Genomic DNA, 20,896 nt, shown 5'->3' on the forward strand with positions numbered 1-20,896 from the left:
CCCGGTAGAACAGCCGAGTGGGTTCCTGGGCCATCGGCAATTTCTGCTGCCCCAAAGTAACAATTCGTTATAGGATATTCCCAACCGCCCATTCCTCCGTTTTGATCGCTCCCCCATGGGCACCCCCAGCGGTACCCCCCGCACCTCTGAGGACGCCGCGCCCACGCTGCGTCTGCGGGTGCTGCTGCGCTTCGAGCCGGCCGAGGTCGAACGCGCCTTCGGTGCGCATTACCTGTCGTTCTACCACCGCTATGCCCAGGGCGCGCTGGTGCTGGGCCTACTGCTGGTGCTGGGCGATTTCCTGGTCGACTGGATCGCCTACCCCTCGGTCGCGGGCAATGCGCTCAGGCTGCAGGTGGCCGCGCCCATTTTGTTGGCGGGCCTGGCCTATACCTTCCTGCCGCAGGCGCGCCGGCACTGGCAGCCGGTGCTGGCCGGTTTCATCGTCGCGCTGTCGCTGTGCCTGTTCTGGATACTGCTGCGCATCGATGCGGCAGGCGGCGAGGGGCTGAATTCCTGGGTCGGCATCCTGAACTTCACCTTCCTGGAGTTCTACTGCTTCATCGTGCTGGGCCTGCAGTTCCGCTGGGCGCTGATGGCGGGTCTGGCCATCCTGGCGGCCTTTTGCGCCACGCTGTGGCGGCACCCCGGCCATTCGCCGGCCGAAGTGGCCTACTGGGCCTACCACGTGGTCACGCTGTTCCTGCTGGCGGTGGGTATAGGCTGGTGGCGCGAGTTCATCGTGCGCAAGGACTATGCGGCCCAGTGGGCACTGGAGCGCGCACGCCTGGCGGCCGAGCGGCTGGCCTTAGTCAAGAGCGAGTTCCTGGCCACCATCAGCCACGAGATCCGCACACCGCTCAACGGCGTGCTGGGCATGAACGAGCTGCTGCTTTCCAGCGGCCTGAGCCGCGAGCAGCGCGAGTGGGCGGGCGCGGTGCAGGCCTCCGGCCGCCACCTGCTGGCGCTGATCGACGACGTGCTCGACGTCTCGAAGATCGAGGCCGGGCAGTTGCAGCTGGAGCAGGCTGATTTCGACCTGCGGCGCGAGATCGGCGAGGCCCAGTCCATGTTCGCGCAGGCCGCGCTGGCCAAGGGGCTGGAGCTGCAGGCCCAGGTGAAGTGGCAGATGCCCGAGTGCCAACTGGTGGGAGACCCGCTGCGCCTGCGCCAGATCGTGGCCAACCTCATCAGCAACGCGATCAAATTTACCGACCAGGGCCGGGTGGGCGTGCAGGTGTGGGTGGCGCCGGCGCAGGTGGCCGGGCGTGCCCAGGTGGACATCGTGGTGCAGGACTCTGGCATCGGCATACCGGTCGAGGCGCAGGAGCGCATCTTCGAGCGCTTTGCCCAGGCCGACGGCTCGACCACGCGCCGCTTTGGCGGCTCGGGCCTGGGGCTGGCGATCTGCCGCGACCTGGCCCGCGCCATGGGCGGCGACATCGCGGTGCAGAGTCAGCCGGGCGCCGGATCGCGCTTCACGGTGCAGCTGGAGCTGCCGGTTGCCGGCGCATTGCCCGCGCGTACCGACAACGGTGGGGAAGCCGCTGCAGGGGCGGTTGCAGACGCCGTGCCGCGCCTGCAGGGCACCGTGCTGCTGGTGGAGGACCACCCGGTCAACCGCGCCGTGGCGGCTGGCATGCTGCGCAAGCTGGGCTTGGCCTGGCGCGAGGCGCACGACGGCGCGCAGGCCATCGAGCAGGTTCGCGCACACGAATTCGATGCCGTGCTCATGGACTGCCAGATGCCCGTGGTGGACGGCCATGCTGCCAGCCGCGCGATACGCGGTCTGCCTGATGGGCGCGGCGCCGGCCTGCCCATCATCGCGCTCACGGCCAATGCCGGCGCCGACGATGCCGCCCGCTGCCGCGCCAGCGGGATGGACGGCTTCATCGCCAAGCCCTACGGGATCGACGCGCTGGCTGCCGGGCTGGCGCCCTGGCTCAAGTCGCAATCGCATCCGCTGCCGCTGCTTGCGGATGGCGAACGGGTGGCCTTGCCGGAATACGCCGCGCTGGCCGACGACCGCGCAGCCATCGACGCGCGCGCGGTCGAGACCCTGCTGTACCTGGACGAGCATGGCGGCACCGGGCTGCTGCGCGAGGTGGTGACGGGTTTCCTCGATGCCGCCGCGCAGGGCCTGGCCGGCATGGAGCAGGCCCTGGCCGATGGCCGGCTGGCCCAGGCCGCGCGCATTGCCCACGACCTCAAGTCCTCGGCCGCGCATGCCGGCGCGCTGGAGATGGCTGAAGGCATGCGCAGCGTGGAGCGCCACGCGCTCGCCGATGATGCCCATGGGGTGCGCCAGTGTCTAGCGCGCATGCACGATGCCCGCCGCCGCACCGCGGCTGCCCTGCACGCCGTGCTGGAGGCGCACCCATGAGCAAGGAGGCGCCGGCGCTGCCGGAAGAAGGGTTGCCGCCCGAACCGGGGCTGATGGCGGTTGTTCGGGTGCTGATCGCCGACGACGACCCCGGCATGCGCGCCATGCTGCGGGCCGCCGTGCGCAAGCTCGGCTTCGAGCCCGTGCTGGCCGAGGACGGGGCCTCTGCGCTGCTCGCGTTTCGCCAATCGCCGTGCTCGCTGGTGCTGCTCGACGTGGAGATGCCAGGCCTCAACGGCTACGAGCTGTGCGGCATCCTGCGCCGCGAGGCCGGCCCCTTCGTGCCCATCATGCTGGTCACGGGCAATGACGACGTGGCGTCCGTCGAGAATGCGTATGCGGCTGGCGCGACGGACTTCATCTCCAAGCCTGTGAACTGGCCCATCCTGGGGCACCGGCTGCGGCACCTGCTCAAGAACTTCGGCATCCAGCGCGACCTGCAGCTTGCGCAGGCGCGCAATGCGGCCATCCTCAATGCGCTGCCCGACCTGCTGTTCGAGCTCGATGCCCAGGGCCGCTTCATCCAGTGCAATGTGCCTGCCAACGAAGAACTGGCCACTCACCACCGTGCACTGGTGGGCCGTACGGTCAGCGAGGCCCTCTCGCCCAAGCTGCGCGAGCTGGCCATGGCCGCTGCCGCCGAGGCGCGCACGCTGGGCCATGCCAGCCCGCGCACCTACCGCCTGCACCTGCCCACCGGCGAGCGCTGGTTCGAGCTGTCGGTGGCGCGCAAGGCGGCCGATGGCCTGCAGGACGGCAAGGAAGGGCAGGGCGGCCCCACCTTCATCGCCCTGTCGCGCGACGTCACCGCGCGCAGGGACGCCGAGCGCCGCATCTCCGACCTGGCCGATTCGCTGCGCCAGGCCAATGCCGACCTGCGGCGGGCCAATGAGCTGCTGCAGCGCCAGGCCTTCGAAGACCCGCTCAGCGGCCTGCCCAACCGCGCCCTGTTCAACGAGCGCCTGGACCTGGCCCTGCGGCGCATTGCCGCGCAGGGTGTGGCCGCGGACGTGGGCGGGCCCGTCGAGCTGGGCGTGATGTTCATCGACCTCGATGGCTTCAAGCCCATCAACGACAGCTTTGGCCACGCCGCGGGCGATGCCGTGCTCAAGGAGGTGGCGCGGCGCCTGCAGTCCGTGGTGCGCGGCGTCGAGCTGCTGGCCCGGCTGGGCGGGGACGAGTTCGTGGCGCTGATCGAATCGCCCACGGCGGGCGAGGACGCCATGCGCGTGGGCAGCCGCATCATCGAGGTGCTGCGCCGCCCGTATGCCGTGGGCCGCCACCGGGTGTCGCTATCGTGCTCCATCGGCGTGGTGCTGCACCCTGCGCAGGAGCCCTCGGGCGACCGCCTGCTGGCCTGCGCGGATGCCGCCATGTACGAGGCCAAGCGCGCCGGCGGCAGCTGCTGCGTGCTGTACGAAAGGTCCATGTCCGACGAGGGCGCCGAGGAGGTGCTGATGCGCCAGGCGCTGCGCGAGTCGCTGGAGCGGGGTGACCTGGTGCTGCACTACCAGCCCAAGGTGGACTGCAACCAGGGCCGCGTGCAAGGCCTGGAAGCCCTGCTGCGCTGGGAGCACGTGCAGTTCGGCCAGGTCAGCCCCGAGATCTTCATCCCGCTGGCCGAGCGCTATGGCCTCATCGGCGCCATCGGCCACTGGGTGATCGACACGGCCTGCGCCCAGCTGGCGCAATGGCAGGCGCAGGGGCTGCGCTGCCGCATTGCGGTGAACCTGTCGCCGCACCAGCTGCGCCAGCCTGACCTGGTGGAGCGCATTGCGCAGGCCCTGGCGGCGCACCGGCTGCGGCCTTCGCAGCTGGAGTGCGAGATCACCGAATCGACCATGATGGAACACTCGGTCCAGGAGCGCGCCACGCTCGAACGCATCAGCGCCCTGGGCGTGCGCCTGTCCATCGACGACTTCGGCACCGGCTACTCGTCGCTGGCGCACCTGCGCCATATTCCCGCGCAGCAGCTCAAGATCGACCGCAGCTTCGTCACCGACCTGGCCAGCAGCGAGCAGGCCCGCCATGTGGTACGGGCCGTCATCCAGCTCGCGCACGGGCTGGGCATGGAGGTCGTAGCCGAAGGCGTGGAAACGCCAGCGCAGATGCAGGTGCTGAGCGAGCAGGGCTGCGACCTGGTGCAGGGCTTCCACGTCGCGCCCCCCATGGCGGCGGCGGAGGTGCCCGGCTGGATGCGCCACCGCGAGCACACGCCCAGCCTGTGGAGCCCGCTGATGGACCCGGCTGACTGAGCAGGCCTATGGCGCCGAAGCGGGCAGTGCTGCCGTCCGCTGCGCCACAAAATCCCTGAGCACCCGCACCAGCGGCGTGAGCTGGCGGCGGCTGGGCACCACCAGGAAGAGGGGCGTGGGCTCGGTCGTCCATGCAGGGCACAGCGCCTGCAGCCGGCCCGCGGCCAGGTCGGCGGCCACGTCCAGACCGGCCTTGTAGGCAATGCCCTTGCCCAGCAGGGCCCAGCGGCGCACGGCGTCGCCGTCGTTGGACACATTGACGCTGCGCACGCGCACGGTCACCTCTGGGCCATCGTTCGGGGGCGCAAAGCGCCAGCGGTCATGCACCTCGTCGCCCAGCATGAAGCACAGGCAGTCGTGCCCCGTGAGTTCGTGCGGCGTGGCGGGTGCGCCGTGCCGTGCGACGTAGGCCGGGGATGCGCACAGCACGCGGCGCACGGCGGGCGCCAGGGGCAGGGCGACCAGGCCCGCATCGGGCGGCTTGCCATAGCGAAAGGCCGCGTCCACCGGGTCGCTGTAGACGTTGGCCACGCGGTCCGATAGCTGCAGGCGGATGTCCACCTCGGGGTGCTGCTCCTGGAACTCGTGCAGCCAGGGCAGCAGCACGTTGCGCCCCAGGTCCGACGGGGCCGACAGCTGCAGCACGCCGCGCAGTGCCTGCTCGCCCGCGGCCAGCTGTTGGCCGGCCTGCTGCAGTGCGGCCAATGCCGGGCGGCACTGCTCCAGGAACTGCTCGCCCTGCTGTGTGAGCCGCAGGCTGCGCGTGGAGCGCACGAAGAGCTGCACGCCCAACTCGGCCTCCAGACGCTTCAGGGCCGCGCTGGTGGCAGCGGGCGTGAGGTCCAGCGCGCGGGCCGTGGCCGACAGGCTGCCGTTGTCGGCCGTGCGCACAAAGATGTCCAGGTCTTGCAGGGATTTCATGGAAAGGGCAGTACGACTTGATCTTCAATATTTTATTGAAGGTGGCTTCAATGCATGGGTGGTTTTTCAATCAACATGAAATGAAGACCATAGCGGCATGCAAACGGCAAAGCGCCGACCCTACCTGGAGCCACCCGCATGACCGCCACTTCTTCGTCCCCCTTGTGCCGCCCCCTGCAGCTGGGCCCGCTGGCCCTGCCCAGCCGCATCGTGATGGCGCCCATGACGCGCGCCCGCAGCAGCCAGCCGGGCGACGTGCCCAACGCGCTGATGGCGCAGTACTACGCCCAGCGCGCGAGCGCCGGCCTGATCGTGACCGAGGCCACGCAGATCTCGCGCCAGGGCCAGGGCTACAGCTTCACGCCCGGTATCTACAGCGATGCGCAGGTGGACGGCTGGCGCCGCGTGACCGATGCGGTGCATGCCGAGGGCGGGCGCATGGTGCTGCAGCTGTGGCACGTGGGCCGCATGTCGCACGCCAGCTTCCACGCCGATGGGCTGCCCGTGGCGCCCTCTGCCATTGCGCCGCAAGCCCAGGTCTGGGTGGCAGGCGATGACGGCGTGGGCCGCATGGTCGACAGCCCCGTGCCGCGTGCGCTGAGCGTGCAGGATATCCAGGGCGTGATCGGCGACTTCCGCCGCGCAGCGGCCAACGCCATGCGCGCCGGCTTCGATGGCGTGGAGATCCACGGCGCCAATGGCTACCTGGTGGACCAGTTCCTGCTCACCACCTCGAACCCGCGCACCGATGCCTACCCCGGCGCTACGCTGGAAGGGCGCACGCGCTTTGCGCTGGATGTCGCTACCGCCGTGGCCAGCGAGGCCGGTGCCGAGCGCACCGGCATGCGGCTGGCGCCCTTCATCACCCAGCGCGGCATGGACTGCCCCGAGATCATTCCCACCATGTTGCACCTGGCGCGCCAGCTCGACGCCACGGGGCTGGCCTACCTGCACCTGGTGGAGGCCGACTGGGCCGATGCGCCGCAGATCCCCGACGCCTTTCGCACCGCGCTGCGCCAGGCCTACCAGGGCCGCGTGATCGTGGCCGGTGGCTACGACGCCGCACGCGCCAGCCAGGTGCTGAGCGATGGCTTTGCCGACCTGGTGGCGTTTGGCCGCCCCTTCATCGCCAACCCCGACCTGCCCCGCCGCCTGGCCGAGGGGCTGCCCCTGGCCGCGTTCGATGCCAAGGCGCTGTTCGGCGGCGATGCGCGTGGCTACAGCGACTACGCGGCGTACGAGGCAACTGCCGTCGATCTGGAAATCGCCTGACCCGTTCAACTGTCTTCTTTTTTGCTTACGCTCTCCCCTGAAAGGACTTCTCCATGAAAGCCGTTGGTTACCAGCAATCCCAGCCCATCACCCACCCCGATGCGCTGCTCGACATCACCCTGCCCGAACCCGTGGCCACTGGACGCGACCTGCTGGTGGAGGTCAAGGCCGTCTCCGTGAACCCCGTGGACACCAAGGTGCGTGGCAGCAGCTCGCGCAGCACCCCGGTCGAAGGGCAGGACTACAACGTGCTGGGCTGGGACGCCAGCGGCATCGTCAAGGCCGTGGGCCCCGAAGTCACGCTGTTCCAGCCCGGCGACCGCGTGTGGTACGCCGGCTCCATTGCCCGCCCCGGCACCAATGCCGAGCTGCACCTGGTGGACGAGCGCATCGTAGGCCATGCACCGAAGAGCCTCGACTTTGCCCAGGCCGCTGCGCTGCCCCTCACGGCCATCACCGCGTGGGAGATGCTGTTCGACCGCTTGGGGCTGCAGCCCGGCAAAAAGCCCGAGGGCAAGACGCTCTTGATCATCGGCGCATCGGGTGGCGTGGGTTCCATCATGACGCAACTGGCTTCACGGCTCACCAGCCTCACGGTGATCGGCACCGCATCGCGCCCCGAAACCCACGCCTGGGTGAAGGAGCTGGGCGCCCACCACGTCATCGACCACAGCAAGCCGCTGGCCGAGGAGCTCAAGGCCATCGGCTTCCCCACGGTGGACTACATCGTCAGCCTGACCCAAACCGACGCGCACCTGGCGCAGATCATCGAAGCCATCGCCCCGCAAGGCAAATTCGGCCTGATCGACGACCCCAAGGCGCTGGACGTGATGCCCTTCAAGCGCAAGTCCGTCTCCATCCACTGGGAGCTGATGTTCACCCGCTCGCTGTTTGGCACCGCCGACATGGTCGGCCAGCACCAACTGCTCAACGAGGTGGCCGCCCTGGTCGATGCCGGCCTGGTGCGCACCACGCTGGCCGAGCGCTTTGGCAGCATCAATGCCGACAACCTGAAGAAGGCACATGCCCTGATCGAGTCGGGCAAAGCGCGGGGCAAGGTGGTTTTGGAAGGCTGGGCCTGACAGGGTACGCAGCCCGGGCGGGGCAGGCACTGCCTTGTTAGCCTGCGGCCGGATCCTCGTCCCCGCCTTGCAGCCAGGCCGGAATATCTCTCATGCCGTGCAGCACGCGCCAGACGTCGATGTGGTCCTCGCGCTCGATGAAAAGCACGATGTACGGGTAGCGCCTTAGCGGCCAGCTGCGCAAGCCGGGAAGGTCCAACTCGTGCGCGTAGCGGGGAGAGCCCGTGGCTGGATGCCGGCCGATGTGCAGATAGGCCTGTTCCAGCGCGTCGATGAAGCCGAGGGCCGCCTGCTCGGCCTGTTCGCTCAGGTAGTAGGCGATGGCGTCATCCACGTCCTGCGCGGCCAGCGCTCGTGGAACGACCGGCTTGGCCTTCATCCCTGCGCGCTTCGCACGCGGGCCCGAAGAGCGTCGAAATAGCTGGCGTCGACAGGCGTGGTGGGAGCGGAAGCCGCTCCGGCCAACAACAGTGCTTTCAACTGCTGGCGGCCTTGGTCCTTGCGAACGAGGTCGCGCATGTACTCGCTGCTCGTTCCATAACCACGCTGCTCGACTTGCTCATCGACAAAGTCCCGGAGCGAATCCGGCAGCGAAATGTTCATGGTGCCCATGGCCTCATGCTAGCAGGCTTTGGCAAAATTTGGCAAGCAGCTTAACCCCGGCGCCTGCGCAGGCATGGGGCCCTCAGCGGCTGTGACGCGCCAAGGGTGCCTACCCATTCAGTTTCCAATTTTGCTCAAAGCAAAATCGTCGTACAACTTCACACAAGGCTGGTAACCTTCGCACTCTTTTTATAGGCAGGCAATCACCCATTGGGGTGGCTGACCTGCCATTCACAGGGAGTGAACACCATGGCCACCAGCAAGCCAGAGACGAAGCCGCCTGCGCGCAAGGCGGCAGCGGCGAAGTCTCTACCTTCAAAAGCAAAAGCGCCCACCAAGGCGCCCGTGACCAGCCCATCCCCCACGAGGAAGACCGCAGCCCTGGCCAAGCCCGCACCTGCGGCAACCAGGACCGTGGTAGCCCCTGCCAGGAAGCCCACTGCCGTGGCCAAGAAAGCCGCAGCACCCGCCAAAAAAACTGCGCCCAGCAAGAAGCAGCCCTCCGCCACACCGGCCAAGCCCGTGCTGCTGTCTGGCGACAACCCCCAGATCGCCAAGGCCGACGGCGACGCTCCCGTGCAGGCCTACATCGCCGCCATCCCCGACGACTGGCGCCGCGGCCTGTGCGCCCGGCTCGACGCGCTGGTCGAGGCCAACGTGCCAGAGGTCACCAAGGCCGTGCGCTGGAACTCGCCGTTCTACGGCATCGCGGGGCAGGGCTGGTTCCTCGGGTACCACGTGTTCGCCAAGTTCATCAAGGTGAGCTTCTTCAAGGGCGCATCGCTCAAGCCCGCGCCTGAAGGAGGTTCGGGCGAGGACGCGCGCTGGATCAACGTGCACGAGGGTGGGCTGGACGAGGCGCAGATGGTGGCGTGGATCCAGCAGGCGGCAGCGTTGCCGGGGTGGGGCAAGAACTGATACGGCTTTGCCTTCAACCGTATAACGTAGTTGGTTCGCCTTGCCGTGCTATAGCACTGTCTGCGGCTTCCCGCCTAGTTATACGGTCGAATGCAAATCCGTATAAGAGGCTGTGAGGCCGCCGCGCTGACCGGGCGGGCCGCCGCTCATCCCAAGGGCTTGAGCGCCACGGGGGCATGCCCATAGGCGCGTGAGAATGCCCGCGAGAACGCCGCTGCGCTGCCAAACCCTGCACGGCTGGCAACAGCCTTGACCGGCTGGCCTGACTTCAGTTGCCGGCACGCCAGCGTCAGCCGCCAGGAGCCCAGGTAGGCCATGGGCGTCGTGCCTACCACGCGGCGGAAGGTGGCCATGAACTGCGTGCGCGACATGGCGGCGTGCTGCGCCAGTTGGTCCACCGTCCATGCCCTGGAGGGGTGGTCGTGCATGCCCACCAGCGCGCGGTGAAGCTGCGGGTGGGACAGTGCCGCAAACAGCCCTGGCTGGCGTGTGCCCGCATCGATCACCTGCCGCAGGGCCATCAGCACCATCACCTCTGCCAGCCGGTTGAGCGCCGCCATGCGTCCGCAACGGTTGCCCTGCACCTCCGACAGGAAAGCCTGGGCCGTGCAGCGCAGGGCGGGAGCCGTCCGCAGCGGCACGCTCAGCTCTTCGGGCATGGCCGCCATCAGCGGGTTGCTTGCGTTGTCGAACTCGATGGCCACCGCCACGCGCAGGTCGGGCGGTGCCTCGCCGCCGCCATGCAGGCGCACGACGATGCGCTCCTCCCCGCCATGGCCTTGCCCATCCACCGGCCCTGCCAGCAACAGGCAGGGCCCGTGCACTGCCTGACCGGCCTGCACGGCCGAAGCGCGCAGCCTGAAGGTCTCCACGAAGGCTGCCAGCCGGTCCACCTTGCCCAGGTCGGAACTCTGGATCATGCATTCGGTACTTTTCATGGCCTGAAGTGTGGAACATTCAAGGCTTGCAGGCAAGCCTGACCAACCTGAGGAGTCCACCATGCCCATGCCCATCCCCCGCCAGCAAGCGCCCGCGCTGCGCGTCCCGACCCTGTCGGGCAGCACCTTCGAGCTGAGCGGCGACAAGCCCGAACGCCTGTCATTGGTCAGTTTTTACCGCGGGCTGCACTGCCCCATCTGCGCCACCTACCTCAAGGAGCTGGAGCGGCTCACGCCCGCGTTTGCCGAGCGGGGCGTGAGCACCATCGCCATCAGCTCGGACGATGCGACCCGCGCCCAGGCCATGGCCGAGAAGATCGGTGCATCGCAGCTGCGCATCGGCTACGGGCTGCCGCTGGAGGTTGCGCGCAACTGGGGGCTGTACCTGTCCAGCGGGCGCGGCAAGACCTCCATCGGTATCGAGGAGCCTGCGCTGTTCTCCGAGCCCGGCGTGTTCCTCGTCCGGCCGGACCACTCGATCTACTACCTGTCCGTGCAGTCCATGCCCTTCGTGCGGCCCAGCTTCGCCGAGATGCTCGGGGCGCTGGACTTCGTGATCAAGAACGACTACCCGGCGCGCGGCGAGTACACGGGCGCGGTGTAGCGCAGCGCATTCCCGGTGCGCCAGGGCAGACGGGGCGCGCGCGCCTACCCCGCCAGCGCAGCAAACCCCTCGGCCATGCGCGAGGGTGCAATGCCATGGATCTCCGGCACCACCACGCCGTGGACCACGAAGGGGTCCTGCTGCACGCGGGCGGCCAGCTCTTCCCGGGTGAGCTTGGCGGCCAGCACCGCGCCGCCCTGGGCATGGTCCAGCGAGCCAGCCATGAGAAAGACGCCGTCGCGGATGCCGGCCTCGATCCAGTCCTTGTGCCCGGCCATCCACTGCCCCGCCTGTGCGCGCTGGGGGCCGAACCTGAGATAGACGATGTGCATGGAGCGCTCCTGGTGTCGATAGGGGGGTGAAAGTGGCTGGCTTTTCAGCCCGTGCGGGTGGCGCGCCCGCCGCTGCCGGGCTTGCCGCGCCGTGCACCAGGGCTGGCGAGGGAGTTCACCCAGACCCCGATCTGCGCCACCTCGCTGCGGATGAAGGTTTCGTCGTGGAACGCATTGGCCAGTGCCGCAATGCCCTGGCTGCGCGCCAGCAGGTGCATGGCCAGGGCATCAGCGTCGCCGGCACGCCCCAGGGCTTGGAACTGCGCCGCCAGCCATTGCCTGAACTGGCCGAAAACCATGCCTGCATCGCCCTGCGAAGGGTGGGCGAGCTTGGCCAGCTCGGCGCACAGCGTACCCACGGGGCAGCCATGGCGCTGTATGTCGTGCCGGTTGTCGATGAGCATCTGCGCAAAGCACTGCAGGCGCGCGGCGGGCGTGGCGCCCTGGCGGGCCCAGCCTTCGAGCATCGCGTGGGTCTGTGCAGCGCGGTGGGAGATCACCGCCGCCAGGATCTCGTCCTTGGTCTTGAAGTGGTAGTAGAAGTTGCCACGCGACATCTGCAGCGCGCCCGCGATGTCGGCAAACGCGGTGTGTTCGAAGCCGCGCTGGTAGAACAGGCGGTCGGCCATCTCGATGATGCGCTGGCGGGTCGATGGTTCGGGGGCGGGTGCGGTCACGGGTTGGAGTGATTAGGACGATTGACCTAATTATTGGGTCAACCGTCCTAGAGAGTCAATGGGCGGCGTTGCGCCGGCCTGCGCCCGTTGCTCCGCCCCTCATTCGCCGGCCGTAAACCGGTCAAAGTGCAGCAGCGCCGCCACCACCAGCAGCGCCCCCGCCACGCCCGCCAGCGGGTGCAGCAAAAAGGCCACCACCGGCACCAGCAGCATTAGCTGCCGCAGGCCCCAGCTGTAGAGCAGGCCAGCCTTGCGCACATAGGCGCTGCCGGCGGCGGCCCAGCGCTGGCGCTGGGGGGCGCCCACGGGCATGCCGCCGATGAAGCCCGCATGGTTGTAGTAGCGCACGGCCATCACCGATGCGACGAGCGATGCGAACAGCAGGCACAGCAGCACCAGCTCCATGGCCAGCCGGGGCGTGACATGCGGCCAGTCGGCCGTGCCGGCGGCGGCTTCGCCCAGCGTGGCGTGCAGCGTGGGGGCGGTGAGCGACAGCGCGCCCATGAGGCCCAGCACCGCGGTGGACGCCGTCATGGTGGCCGACATCAGCGAGTTGCGCAGCGCCTGCACGGCCAGGATCTCGGAGCCCGGCTGCGCCTAGATGGCGGCAAACCAGTCTTCGCGCAGCGAGGCATGGGCCGAGCGAGCCAGCCGCCCGGGGGCGAGCCGCTGCGCAATGGCCAGCCAGCCCTCGTATGCGGCAATGATGCCTAAGGTGGCGATGGCGGCAAGCCAGGGGCTGGTGGTCATGGCGTTCACGCCCGCTCAAGCCCGCTCAAGCCGCCTGGGGTGCGCTGCGCGCCCGCTTGCGCCCCTCCAGCCACTCGAAGGCGCCCATGCCCACCAGCATGGCCAGCACGAACACCAACGCCTTGGGCTCGCCAGCGCCCAGCGACACGATCGCCGGCCCGGGGCAAAAGCCCGCGATGCCCCAGCCCACACCGAACAGCAGGCTGCCCAGCACCAGGCGCCGGTCGATGTGGCGTGCGGTGGGCAACTGCATGGCGCCCCCCAGCACGCTGGTGGTGCGCTTGCGGGCCACGGCGAAGGCGAACACGCCCACTAGGATGGCGCCACCCATCACGAAGGCGAGCGAGGGGTCCCACAGGCCGGCCAGGTCGAGAAAGCCGAGCACCTTGCCGGGGTCGGTCATGCCCGAGATGATGAGGCCCAGGCCAAAGACCAGGCCGATGCCGAATTCGGAAATGCGTTGGAGCTTCATGGATCGGTCTTTCTGTGATCAGGCCAGCACGTGGCGGATGAGGTAGACGGTGATAAAGCCAGCGCCCATGAAGGCCAGCGTGGCCACCAGTGAGCGCGGCGACAGGCGCGACAGGCCGCACACCCCGTGGCCGCTGGTGCAGCCCGAGCCATAGCGCGTGCCCACGCCAACCAGCAGCCCGGCCAGCACCACCATGCCCCAGCCGGCGTCGATGCGCACTTCGCTCGCGCCCACCGCCAGGCGGTAGAGCAGGGGGGCGGCCAGCATGCCCAGCACGAAGGCGACGCGCCACGCGACATCCTTACTGCGTGGGTCCAGCAGGCCGCCCAGGATGCCGCTGATGCCCAGGATGCGGCCATGCAGCAGCACGAAGGCGGCAGCCGCCAGCCCCAGCACAATGCCGCCCGCCAGGGCCGCCCAGGGGGTGAAATGGTTCCAGTCAATCTGCATGGGGTGCCTCCTTGGGTGCACAGAATTGTTCGAACAGGGTCTGCATGACGGCCAGCGCCTGGGTGCTGGCGATCTGGTAGTGGATGTGCTTGCCGTCGCGGCGGGTGGTCACCAGCCCTTCGTCGCGCAGCACGCCCAGTTGCTGCGACAGCGTGGGCTGGGCGATGCCCACCAGCGCCTCCAGCTCGCCCACGCGCTTTTCTCCCTCGGTGAGCTGGCACAGCAGCAGCAGCCGGTCGGGGTTGGACAGCGCCTTCATCAGCCGGCAAGCGCTGTCGGCCGAGCGGCGCAGGCTTTCCAGGTCCATGGGGGTAGTAGTGGCTTCGGCCTGCATGGGGCTCCATTGGTTGGGTTGCGGTGAGGTGGATCAATGCCCTGGTCGATAGTTTATTGACAAACAAAATATCTGTCAATAAACTATAAATATCTTAATTGATGGCGCAAGGATACTCCCCATGCAACCGCAAGACATCGCACAAGCCCAGGTTCAAGCCTTCTTCGACCCCGCCACCTGGACGGTGACCTATGTGGTCTTCGACCATCCGGGCGGGCATTGCGCCATCGTCGACCCGGTGCTCGACTACGACCCCAATGCTGGCCGTACGCGCACCGCGTCGGCCGGCAAGGTGGTCGACTTCGTGCGCGCGCAGCATCTCACGGTGCAGTGGATTCTGGAAACCCATGCCCATGCCGACCACCTCACGGCCGCGCACCACCTGCGCGACGTGCTGGGCGGGCAGATAGCCATTGGCGCCGCCATCACCCAGGTGCAGGAGGTGTTCAAGGGCATCTTCCACCTGGAGCCGGGCTTTCATGCCGACGGTGCGCAGTTCGACCACCTGTTCGCCGATGGCGACGCGTTCCGCATCGGCAGCCTGCACGCGCAGGCCCTGGCGGTGCCGGGCCACACCCCGGCCTGCATGGCCTACCAGGTGGGCGATGCCGTGTTCGTGGGCGACACCCTGTTCATGCCCGACGTGGGCACGGCGCGTTGCGACTTCCCGGGCGGCAATGCGCACACGCTGTACCAGTCCATCCGCCGGCTGCTTGCCCTGCCGCCCGAGACGCGCCTGTTCATGTGCCACGACTACCCGCCCGCCGGCCGCGAGCCCGCCTGGCAGACCACGGTGGCCGCGCAGCGCGCGCACAACATCCACGTGCACGACGGCGTGGGCGAGGATGAATTCGCCGCCATGCGCATGCGCCGCGACGCCACGCTGGAGATGCCGGTGCTGATCCTGCCCTCGGTGCAGGTCAACATCCGCGCTGGCGACCTGCCGCCCAAGGACGACAACGGCGTGGCGTACCTGCGCATACCGCTCAATGCCTTGTAGATTGAGATGCCGATGCTGCAGCCGGCTTTGATGGGATGGCCTTCAGTATCGTGCCCTCGGAAAAGGGCGGCCGCCAGCCTTGTTTGGAATGCGGGGGTATGACCCGGAGTTGATGCAGATCAAGGGTGATTGAGCGAGGCCGTATACCGTGGCTGTACCTGGTCAATTCCTGAAGGGTACCCATGCAAAACATGAAGTCAATTCTGCTGCACGTTGATAGCTCCGCAAAGGCCGGCGAGCGCATCGGAGTGGCGAGACATCTGGCCGAAAAGTTCGATGCATCTGTGATCGCACAGCCATGCATGCTTTCCGCCGTGATGCTGTATCCATACGCTCTCGGCGGCGCTACTGCAGTCCTCAAGCATGCACATGAATCCGACGATGACTGCTTGCGTAAAGCGCGCAGGCTATTTGATGAGTTTGGTCAAAATTCAGCCAGAATGCGCTGGGCGGAACCTTTGCCCGAAGGACCATGGGGTTTCGCGAGGAGGGCACTCTATGCCGACCTTTTGGTCATGGGGCAGCGTGAAGAAGATGATCCTGCGGCTGGCCTGCTGCCATCGGATTTTCTGCCAAGTGTCTTGGTTGAGTCGGGACGGCCTGCATTGATCTTGCCTCGGGTGGGACGCGTCGACTCTGTGGGAGATTCCGTGGTGGTTGCCTGGAAGGAAACGCCGCAAGCCTCTCGCGCATTTGCCGCCTCCCTGCCTTGGTTACAGCATGCCAAGTACGTGCTGGTCGTTAGCGGCAGCGCATCGGAGCAAACCAGGAATCCGTTCTTGGCCGGCTATCTTCAAGCCCATGGCATCAAAGCGAATTACCGTGACATCCAAGGTGGCGACGGCGAAGTTGGTGAAAGCATTCTCTCTTCGTGTGCTGACGTGGGTGCAGACCTTCTCGTCATGGGGTGTTATGGACATAGTCGATCTCGCGAATGGATCATGGGGGGCGCGACCAGATCCGTATTGAACGCGATGACATTGCCCGTATTGATGGCCCACTGATACCTTGTCGGTACCACAGTTGCGTCGCCGGCCTTCCAAGCGATGGAGTGTCCCAAAGAGCGAATTTGCTTGGACCGTGTCAGCCTGCTGGCGAAACTGCCGGCTCACTGCTCTTTCATTGATGGGTGAAGGGCCGCATGCGCAATGGCCTGCTTGTCAGCGGGCGTCTGCCGCATGAGGAGAATCGCCTGGCGCAGACGCTCTATTCGTCGCCGCGAACGACGAGGACAGGGACCGGGGCCGTCCGCATGATCTGCTCGGCACCGCTTCCCAGCAGAACCCTTCCCAGGCCCTTGCGGCCGTGGGTCCCCAAAACAATCAGGTCTGCACTCCATTCACGGGCCTGTATGGCTACTGTCTCGCCGAGCCGGACCCCGGGAATCTCGGCCAAGATGGAGTCTGCGTCTATCCCGGCAGAACCGGCGATGGCCATCGCATCCGCCAGTAGCTTGTGCGCGTGGGCCCGCGCAATCGGAATCAGGTCGATGCTGTAGTCATAGCCGGATATCAATGCGAGGTCATCGATTGCGTGCATGAGTCGCACTACAGCACCGCATTCCCGCGCCAACCCAAGTGCGGTGACGAGTGCCTTGTTGGAGGTCTGGCTTCCATCGACGGGAACGAGTATGCGCTTGAACATGGGGTCCTCCTTGGGGTGAGAGCCCCATCATGGATGGACCAGTGCGCGCATCCATTGACCTCGGTCATCCTTGGCGGATACAGCTGGTTGTTTTTCCATCGGGGTGTTCGGTGTCGCTGGGGCGGGGGAGCCGCGCGGCAGCGATGCGCTGTTTCTTGATCCTTATCAAGTCCCTCCGGCGCGTGGCTCGCGAAGATGATTGATATCCTGCACGCGCGGCCCCTGGCCTTGACGGATGTGTGCTGTTGCGCGTTTCATGGCAACCAAGAAAGGTGTCCGATGGATTCCAGTGCCAGCAGCCAGGCAGCGGTGCTCCCGGCCCTTGGTCTGGCCGTGGCGCTGGGTGTCGGCCTTCACATCGGCACCGAGCGCGAACGGCGCAAGGGGCAAGGCGACGACCGCGACGTGGCGGGTGTGCGCAGCTTTGCCGTTGCGGCGGTCTGCGGAGCGTTGGCGCAAAGCCTGCCGGTGCCGGGCCTGGTGGTGGTGGGTGCGCTGCTTGTCGCCGTGTTGGTGGCGATTGCCTACTTCAAAAGCCGTACCAAAGACCCGGGCGTGACCACGGAGATGGCCCTGTTCGCGACCTATCTTGTCGGTGTGCAAGCTGCCATCGCGCCGGCGCTGGGCGCCGCCTGTGGGGCGGGTCTGGCTGCGCTGCTGGCGGCGCGCAGCCACCTGCACCGGTTCGCGCCAGAGCTGCTCAGCGAGCAGGAGTTGCATGACGGATTGCTCCTGGTTGCCCTGGCGCTGATCCTCTTGCCGCTGGTTCCATCTCGTCCGATGGACATCCTGGGCGGCATCAATCCCCGCCCGCTGGCCGCAATGGTGCTGCTGATCCTGGCGATGCAGGCTGGCGGCCAGGTCGCGCTGCGCAGGCTGGGGCCGCGCGGCGGGCCGCTGCTGGCAGGCCTCGTGTCGGGCTTTGTCTCCAGCACGGCGTGCATTGCGTCGCTGGGCAGCCGGGCCCGTACCCAGCCACAGCAGCTGTCGGTCCTGGCAGGGAGCGGCGCGGTCTCGGCGTCCGCCACCTGGCTGCAGGCGTTGATGCTGTCGGCGGCGCTCTCGCCCGGTGCCGCGTGGGCGCTGCTGCCCAGCGCGTTTGCCGGGGCGGTGGGGGCGGCTGCCTTCGGCGCGGCGCTTGTCCGCCATGCCGCGGTGACCCCTCCCGAGGCGCTGCCGGACCGCAAGGGCTCGGCCTTGCGCCCCCGCGAGGCCATTCTGGTCGCGCTGGTACTTGCCGGGGTGACCTTGCTGGTGGGAAACGCCCAGCGCCATCTGGGCGACACGGCCGGCAGCATCGGCGTGGCGCTGGCGGCGCTGCTCGATCCCCACGCCTCCATCGCCGCGCTGGCCGCGCTGCATGCCGCCGGCCGTGTGTCAGTCGATCACTGGATCGCAGGCGTGCTGGTGGCCATCGCTGCCAACACGTTGACGCGTTGCATGGTGGCCGCCGTAGCGGGTGGGAAATGGTTCGCCGCACGCATCGCGGGGGCCCTGGCGTGCAGCCTGGCCCTCGCATCGCTCACGGCGTGGTGGACCGTGTTGGGGTGATTCAATGTTCAACCTGCCAGTCCCTCGATGGCGCTTGGTCAATCGAAGGTGATCCACGCCACGACCATCCGTGCCACCAGCCATAGTGCGGCCGCCACGCACACCAGGCCCAGTGCGCCAATGATCCATAGACGGGGAGTCATGGTGTGGCCCATCATGGCTTTTGGCGCTTGAAGGTGCTGAAGTCGATCAGGGAGTAGATCGGGCAGGTTCCCATGATGCCTGTGACAAGCAGCACGAAACCGATGTAACCCCAGGGGCCAATGGCTCCCATGGCCGCCAGGCTGATCAGCAGCACACCCGCAGCCAGCCTCGTGGCCCGGTCCCAAATCCCGACATTGCTTTGAAGAAATGGCATGGCAACTCCTTGATGGACATGGCCCATGGTGCGCGTCCTGGCCCTGTTCCCATTGAGGCAGATCAATCACGGGCGCGATCCAGGGCCCGTCTTCCATTGACCCAGGTCAATGGTGTCGGGGGCCAACGGGCCTAGGGTGTGAGCACGCCAGGGCTTGGGCGTGCGTCGTCCAAAGCCTCGGACCACCACGCAGAGCGGAGACAAGCATGCGCATCGACTTTCTGGGCGGAACCGGAACCGTCACCGGTTCGAAATACCTGCTGACCCACCATGGGCGCCGGCTGTTGGTCGACTGCGGCCTTTTCCAGGGGCTCAAGCAACTGAGGCTTCACAACTGGGATCCGTTGCCGGTGGACGCTGCCAGCATCGATGCCGTTTTGCTCACCCATGCGCACCTGGACCACAGTGGCTATGTGCCGCGGTTGGTGAAATCAGGATTTCGCGGAAAGGTGTATTGCACAGCGGCCACGCGCGAGCTTTGCCGATTGCTGCTGCCCGATTCGGGTTGGCTGCAGGAAGAGGACGCAGAGTATGCCAGCCGCCATGGTCACTCCAGGCACAAGCCTTCGCTGCCGCTGTATACCCAGGAGGACGCCCGTGCTGCACTCGAGGCGTTTGAGGAGATCCCCTTCGGCAACGAATGCTCGCCCTGGAACGGCTGGTCCTGGCGGCTGCAGCGTGCGGGTCACATCCTCGGGGCCGCCAGCGCGCGTCTTGCCTGGGATGGAGGGAGTCTGCTGTTTTCGGGCGATGTGGGACGAAGCGATGACCTCCTCATGCGGCCGCCGCAAGCCGTCGAAAAGGCAGACTACGTGGTGGTCGAGTCCACCTACGGCAACCGCCAGCATCCCGACGAGGATGGGCTCGTCGAGCTCGCCTGCGTCATCAACCGCACGGCAGCCCGGGGTGGCATCGTTGTCGCACCCGCATTTGCCGTGGGTCGGGCGCAGACCTTGATCCATGCCATCCAGTTGCTCAAGGCAGCGCGGCGCATTCCGGACCTTCCGGTCTACCTCAACAGCCCGATGGCAGCGGACGTCACCGGCCTGTACAAGAGCCACTCGGACGAACATCGGTTGGGGGCAATCGAGTGCGAGGCGATGAGCGTGCAGACGACCATCGTCAACACGGTAGAGGAGTCACGCCGGCTCAACAGCCTGAGCTATCCCTCCATCATCGTTTCCGCCAGCGGCATGGCCACCGGCGGCAGGGTGCTGCACCACCTGAAAGCCTATGCACCAGACCGAAAGAACTCGATCCTTTTTGCGGGTTTCCAGGCCGCGGGGACCCGGGGCCAGGCCCTGGTAGACGGCGCAGACGCCATCAAGATCCATGGAGCGTACGTGAAGGTACGGGCGGAGGTTGCCAACCTGCAACAGTTTTCTGCGCACGCGGACCGCCGCCAACTGCTCGACTGGCTTGGTGTGCAGCATTCACCGCGCCGCGTGTTTGTGACCCACGGAGAGCCTGTGGCTGCTGATGCGATGCGCTTGGCCATCGAGGAGACCTACGGCTGGAATTGCACCGTACCCGAGTACCGGCAGTCGTTCGAGCTTTGATTGGTCAAGATCGGATGCAGACTCTCCGGTATCTTGTCTATAACCGGTACGGCAACCAGCGGGCAATTGCCAATGGGGTAAAAACTCCCAAGCGGAGGTCTCGGCCAACCAGGGAGCCCGGCATCGCCGCCCTTCGCGGGAAGACGTTCAGGCCGCCGCCTCGACTAGCGCCCGCCCTGCAGCCCGCAGCACCTTGCCGGCACCATCGCCCAGCAGCAGCGCGCCGCTGCTGAATGCACCATCGACCAGCAGCGAGAGCTGCGATGCCGTGACCTCGGGCTTCTTCAGCCCCATGCGCTTGCACAGCGCGGCCAGTCGTTTGCGCTGCTCCAGCCGGTGCGCGGCCGATATGGCGCGGGCCGGGTGGGTGGGGTCTGCAAACTCCGCCGCCACGTTGAGCTGCGGGCAGCCGCGGTAGCCGGGGCGGGCTACGCGCTCGCCCACCCAGGCGAGCAGGGCGTCGAGTTCGGCTTTAGCGTCGGGCGCATGGGGGGCTGCCGCCTCGTCCCACTGCTGCCAGAACTCCTTGTCCTCGCGCTCCAGGAAGGCGGCGACCAGGTCGTCCTTGGTGCGGTAGTAGCGGTACAGGCTGGTCTTGGCGATCTGCGCGCGCTCGATGATGAGGTCGATCCCCACGGCGCGCACGCCCTCGGCGTAGAACAGCTGGCAGGCCGTGTCGAGGATGCGCTGCTGTACGTCGCCGGCAGGGGCGGGGGGCAAGGGGGCGGCGGTCTTGCGGGGGGCGGTGGGGCTCATGGCGTCATTGTCCCACGGATTGCGTTGACACAATACA

The 20,896-nt window shown here is 67.2% G+C and carries 24 protein-coding genes; 10 read left to right on the forward strand and 14 right to left on the reverse strand.

The features are described 5' to 3' along the window. The first annotated feature begins 115 nt into the window (after positions 1-115). Together ACK59X_RS12640 and ACK59X_RS12645 are read left to right on the forward strand one after the other, a co-directional pair. A complete protein-coding gene (locus ACK59X_RS12640; protein ID WP_409957672.1) occupies positions 116-2,383 on the forward strand; it encodes an ATP-binding protein in 2,268 nt (755 codons plus the stop codon). Continuing rightward, positions 2,380-4,638: an EAL domain-containing protein gene (locus ACK59X_RS12645; RefSeq protein WP_409957673.1), complete on the forward strand. Its 2,259-nt coding sequence runs from the start codon at positions 2,380-2,382 to the stop codon at positions 4,636-4,638. Before ACK59X_RS12640 ends, ACK59X_RS12645 begins: the two co-directional genes overlap by 4 nt. 6 nt (positions 4,639-4,644) lie before the next feature. Here ACK59X_RS12645 and ACK59X_RS12650 read toward each other — a convergent pair whose 3' ends face one another. Further along, entirely contained in the window at positions 4,645-5,559 is a 915-nt protein-coding gene (locus ACK59X_RS12650) for a LysR substrate-binding domain-containing protein (RefSeq protein ID WP_409957674.1), read from the reverse strand. A 138-nt stretch (positions 5,560-5,697) separates the two neighbouring features. Between ACK59X_RS12650 and ACK59X_RS12655 the strand changes: the two genes are divergently transcribed. Further along, on the forward strand, positions 5,698-6,831 hold the full coding sequence (locus ACK59X_RS12655; protein WP_409957675.1) for an alkene reductase: 1,134 nt from the start codon (positions 5,698-5,700) through the stop codon (positions 6,829-6,831). A gap of 53 nt (positions 6,832-6,884) precedes the next feature. After that, entirely contained in the window at positions 6,885-7,913 is a 1,029-nt protein-coding gene (locus ACK59X_RS12660; RefSeq protein WP_409957676.1) for a zinc-binding alcohol dehydrogenase family protein, read from the forward strand. Positions 7,914-7,950: 37 nt separating this feature from the next. Here the strand turns inward: ACK59X_RS12660 and ACK59X_RS12665 are convergent, their stop codons facing one another. Both ACK59X_RS12665 and ACK59X_RS12670 read right to left on the reverse strand, forming a co-directional pair. Further along, on the reverse strand, positions 7,951-8,292 hold the full coding sequence (locus ACK59X_RS12665; RefSeq protein ID WP_409957677.1) for a type II toxin-antitoxin system RelE/ParE family toxin: 342 nt from the start codon (positions 8,290-8,292) through the stop codon (positions 7,951-7,953). Further along, a complete protein-coding gene (locus ACK59X_RS12670) occupies positions 8,289-8,525 on the reverse strand; it encodes a type II toxin-antitoxin system ParD family antitoxin (protein WP_409957678.1) in 237 nt (78 codons plus the stop codon). Before ACK59X_RS12670 ends, ACK59X_RS12665 begins: the two co-directional genes overlap by 4 nt. 240 nt (positions 8,526-8,765) lie before the next feature. Between ACK59X_RS12670 and ACK59X_RS12675 the strand changes: the two genes are divergently transcribed. Next, a complete protein-coding gene (locus ACK59X_RS12675; RefSeq protein WP_409957679.1) occupies positions 8,766-9,434 on the forward strand; it encodes a DUF1801 domain-containing protein in 669 nt (222 codons plus the stop codon). A gap of 146 nt (positions 9,435-9,580) precedes the next feature. Here the strand turns inward: ACK59X_RS12675 and ACK59X_RS12680 are convergent, their stop codons facing one another. After that, positions 9,581-10,372 carry a helix-turn-helix domain-containing protein gene (locus ACK59X_RS12680; protein ID WP_409957680.1) on the reverse strand — a complete coding sequence of 264 codons (792 nt, stop codon included), beginning with the start codon at positions 10,370-10,372 and terminating at the stop codon, positions 9,581-9,583. Between the two features lie 61 nt (positions 10,373-10,433). Here ACK59X_RS12680 and ACK59X_RS12685 point away from each other — a divergent pair, with 61 nt between their 5' ends. Then, on the forward strand, positions 10,434-10,976 hold the full coding sequence (locus ACK59X_RS12685) for a peroxiredoxin-like family protein (RefSeq protein WP_409957681.1): 543 nt from the start codon (positions 10,434-10,436) through the stop codon (positions 10,974-10,976). Positions 10,977-11,020: 44 nt separating this feature from the next. On the opposite strand, the gene ACK59X_RS12690 is transcribed toward ACK59X_RS12685, so the two are convergent. From ACK59X_RS12690 to ACK59X_RS12720, 7 genes are all read right to left on the reverse strand, one after another. Then, entirely contained in the window at positions 11,021-11,308 is a 288-nt protein-coding gene (locus tag ACK59X_RS12690) for a hypothetical protein (protein WP_322593774.1), read from the reverse strand. 44 nt (positions 11,309-11,352) lie between these two features. Beyond that, positions 11,353-11,985, reverse strand: coding sequence for a TetR/AcrR family transcriptional regulator (locus ACK59X_RS12695; protein WP_409957682.1), 633 nt, complete (start codon positions 11,983-11,985; stop codon positions 11,353-11,355). A 99-nt stretch (positions 11,986-12,084) separates the two neighbouring features. After that, positions 12,085-12,564, reverse strand: coding sequence for a DUF599 domain-containing protein (locus ACK59X_RS12700; protein ID WP_409957698.1), 480 nt, complete (start codon positions 12,562-12,564; stop codon positions 12,085-12,087). Positions 12,565-12,582: 18 nt separating this feature from the next. Further along, positions 12,583-12,735 carry a hypothetical protein gene (locus ACK59X_RS12705; protein WP_409957683.1) on the reverse strand — a complete coding sequence of 51 codons (153 nt, stop codon included), beginning with the start codon at positions 12,733-12,735 and terminating at the stop codon, positions 12,583-12,585. Positions 12,736-12,760: 25 nt separating this feature from the next. Then, entirely contained in the window at positions 12,761-13,207 is a 447-nt protein-coding gene (locus ACK59X_RS12710) for a DUF6691 family protein (RefSeq protein ID WP_409957684.1), read from the reverse strand. An 18-nt stretch (positions 13,208-13,225) separates the two neighbouring features. Further along, complete coding sequence (locus tag ACK59X_RS12715; protein WP_409957685.1) at positions 13,226-13,657, reverse strand: YeeE/YedE family protein; 432 nt, start codon at positions 13,655-13,657, stop codon at positions 13,226-13,228. Beyond that, positions 13,647-13,991 (reverse strand): ArsR/SmtB family transcription factor, encoded by a 345-nt coding sequence (locus tag ACK59X_RS12720; RefSeq protein WP_409957686.1) that lies wholly within the window; start codon positions 13,989-13,991, stop codon positions 13,647-13,649. The genes ACK59X_RS12715 and ACK59X_RS12720 overlap by 11 nt, the downstream gene beginning before the upstream one ends. A 121-nt stretch (positions 13,992-14,112) precedes the next feature. Between ACK59X_RS12720 and ACK59X_RS12725 the strand changes: the two genes are divergently transcribed. Continuing rightward, positions 14,113-14,991, forward strand: a complete 879-nt coding sequence (locus tag ACK59X_RS12725) for an MBL fold metallo-hydrolase (protein ID WP_409957687.1) — start codon at positions 14,113-14,115, stop codon at positions 14,989-14,991. Between the two features lie 182 nt (positions 14,992-15,173). Further along, positions 15,174-15,995 carry a universal stress protein gene (locus tag ACK59X_RS12730; RefSeq protein ID WP_409957688.1) on the forward strand — a complete coding sequence of 274 codons (822 nt, stop codon included), beginning with the start codon at positions 15,174-15,176 and terminating at the stop codon, positions 15,993-15,995. Positions 15,996-16,197: 202 nt separating this feature from the next. Here the strand turns inward: ACK59X_RS12730 and ACK59X_RS12735 are convergent, their stop codons facing one another. After that, a complete protein-coding gene (locus ACK59X_RS12735) occupies positions 16,198-16,635 on the reverse strand; it encodes a universal stress protein (protein ID WP_409957689.1) in 438 nt (145 codons plus the stop codon). A 279-nt stretch (positions 16,636-16,914) separates the two neighbouring features. On the opposite strand from ACK59X_RS12735, the gene ACK59X_RS12740 reads away from it, so the two are divergent. Next, positions 16,915-18,186, forward strand: coding sequence for an MgtC/SapB family protein (locus ACK59X_RS12740; RefSeq protein WP_409957690.1), 1,272 nt, complete (start codon positions 16,915-16,917; stop codon positions 18,184-18,186). A gap of 154 nt (positions 18,187-18,340) precedes the next feature. Here the strand turns inward: ACK59X_RS12740 and ACK59X_RS12745 are convergent, their stop codons facing one another. Further along, positions 18,341-18,571, reverse strand: coding sequence for a DUF2892 domain-containing protein (locus tag ACK59X_RS12745; protein ID WP_409957691.1), 231 nt, complete (start codon positions 18,569-18,571; stop codon positions 18,341-18,343). Between the two features lie 179 nt (positions 18,572-18,750). Here ACK59X_RS12745 and ACK59X_RS12750 point away from each other — a divergent pair, with 179 nt between their 5' ends. Beyond that, on the forward strand, positions 18,751-20,103 hold the full coding sequence (locus ACK59X_RS12750) for an MBL fold metallo-hydrolase RNA specificity domain-containing protein (RefSeq protein WP_409957692.1): 1,353 nt from the start codon (positions 18,751-18,753) through the stop codon (positions 20,101-20,103). Between the two features lie 147 nt (positions 20,104-20,250). On the opposite strand, the gene ACK59X_RS12755 is transcribed toward ACK59X_RS12750, so the two are convergent. Continuing rightward, positions 20,251-20,859, reverse strand: a complete 609-nt coding sequence (locus ACK59X_RS12755; RefSeq protein WP_409957693.1) for a TetR/AcrR family transcriptional regulator — start codon at positions 20,857-20,859, stop codon at positions 20,251-20,253. Positions 20,860-20,896 lie beyond the last annotated feature (37 nt).

It is taken from the genome of Acidovorax sp., assembly GCF_046339755.1.
Taxonomy (GTDB): Bacteria; Pseudomonadota; Gammaproteobacteria; order Burkholderiales; family Burkholderiaceae_C; genus Acidovorax.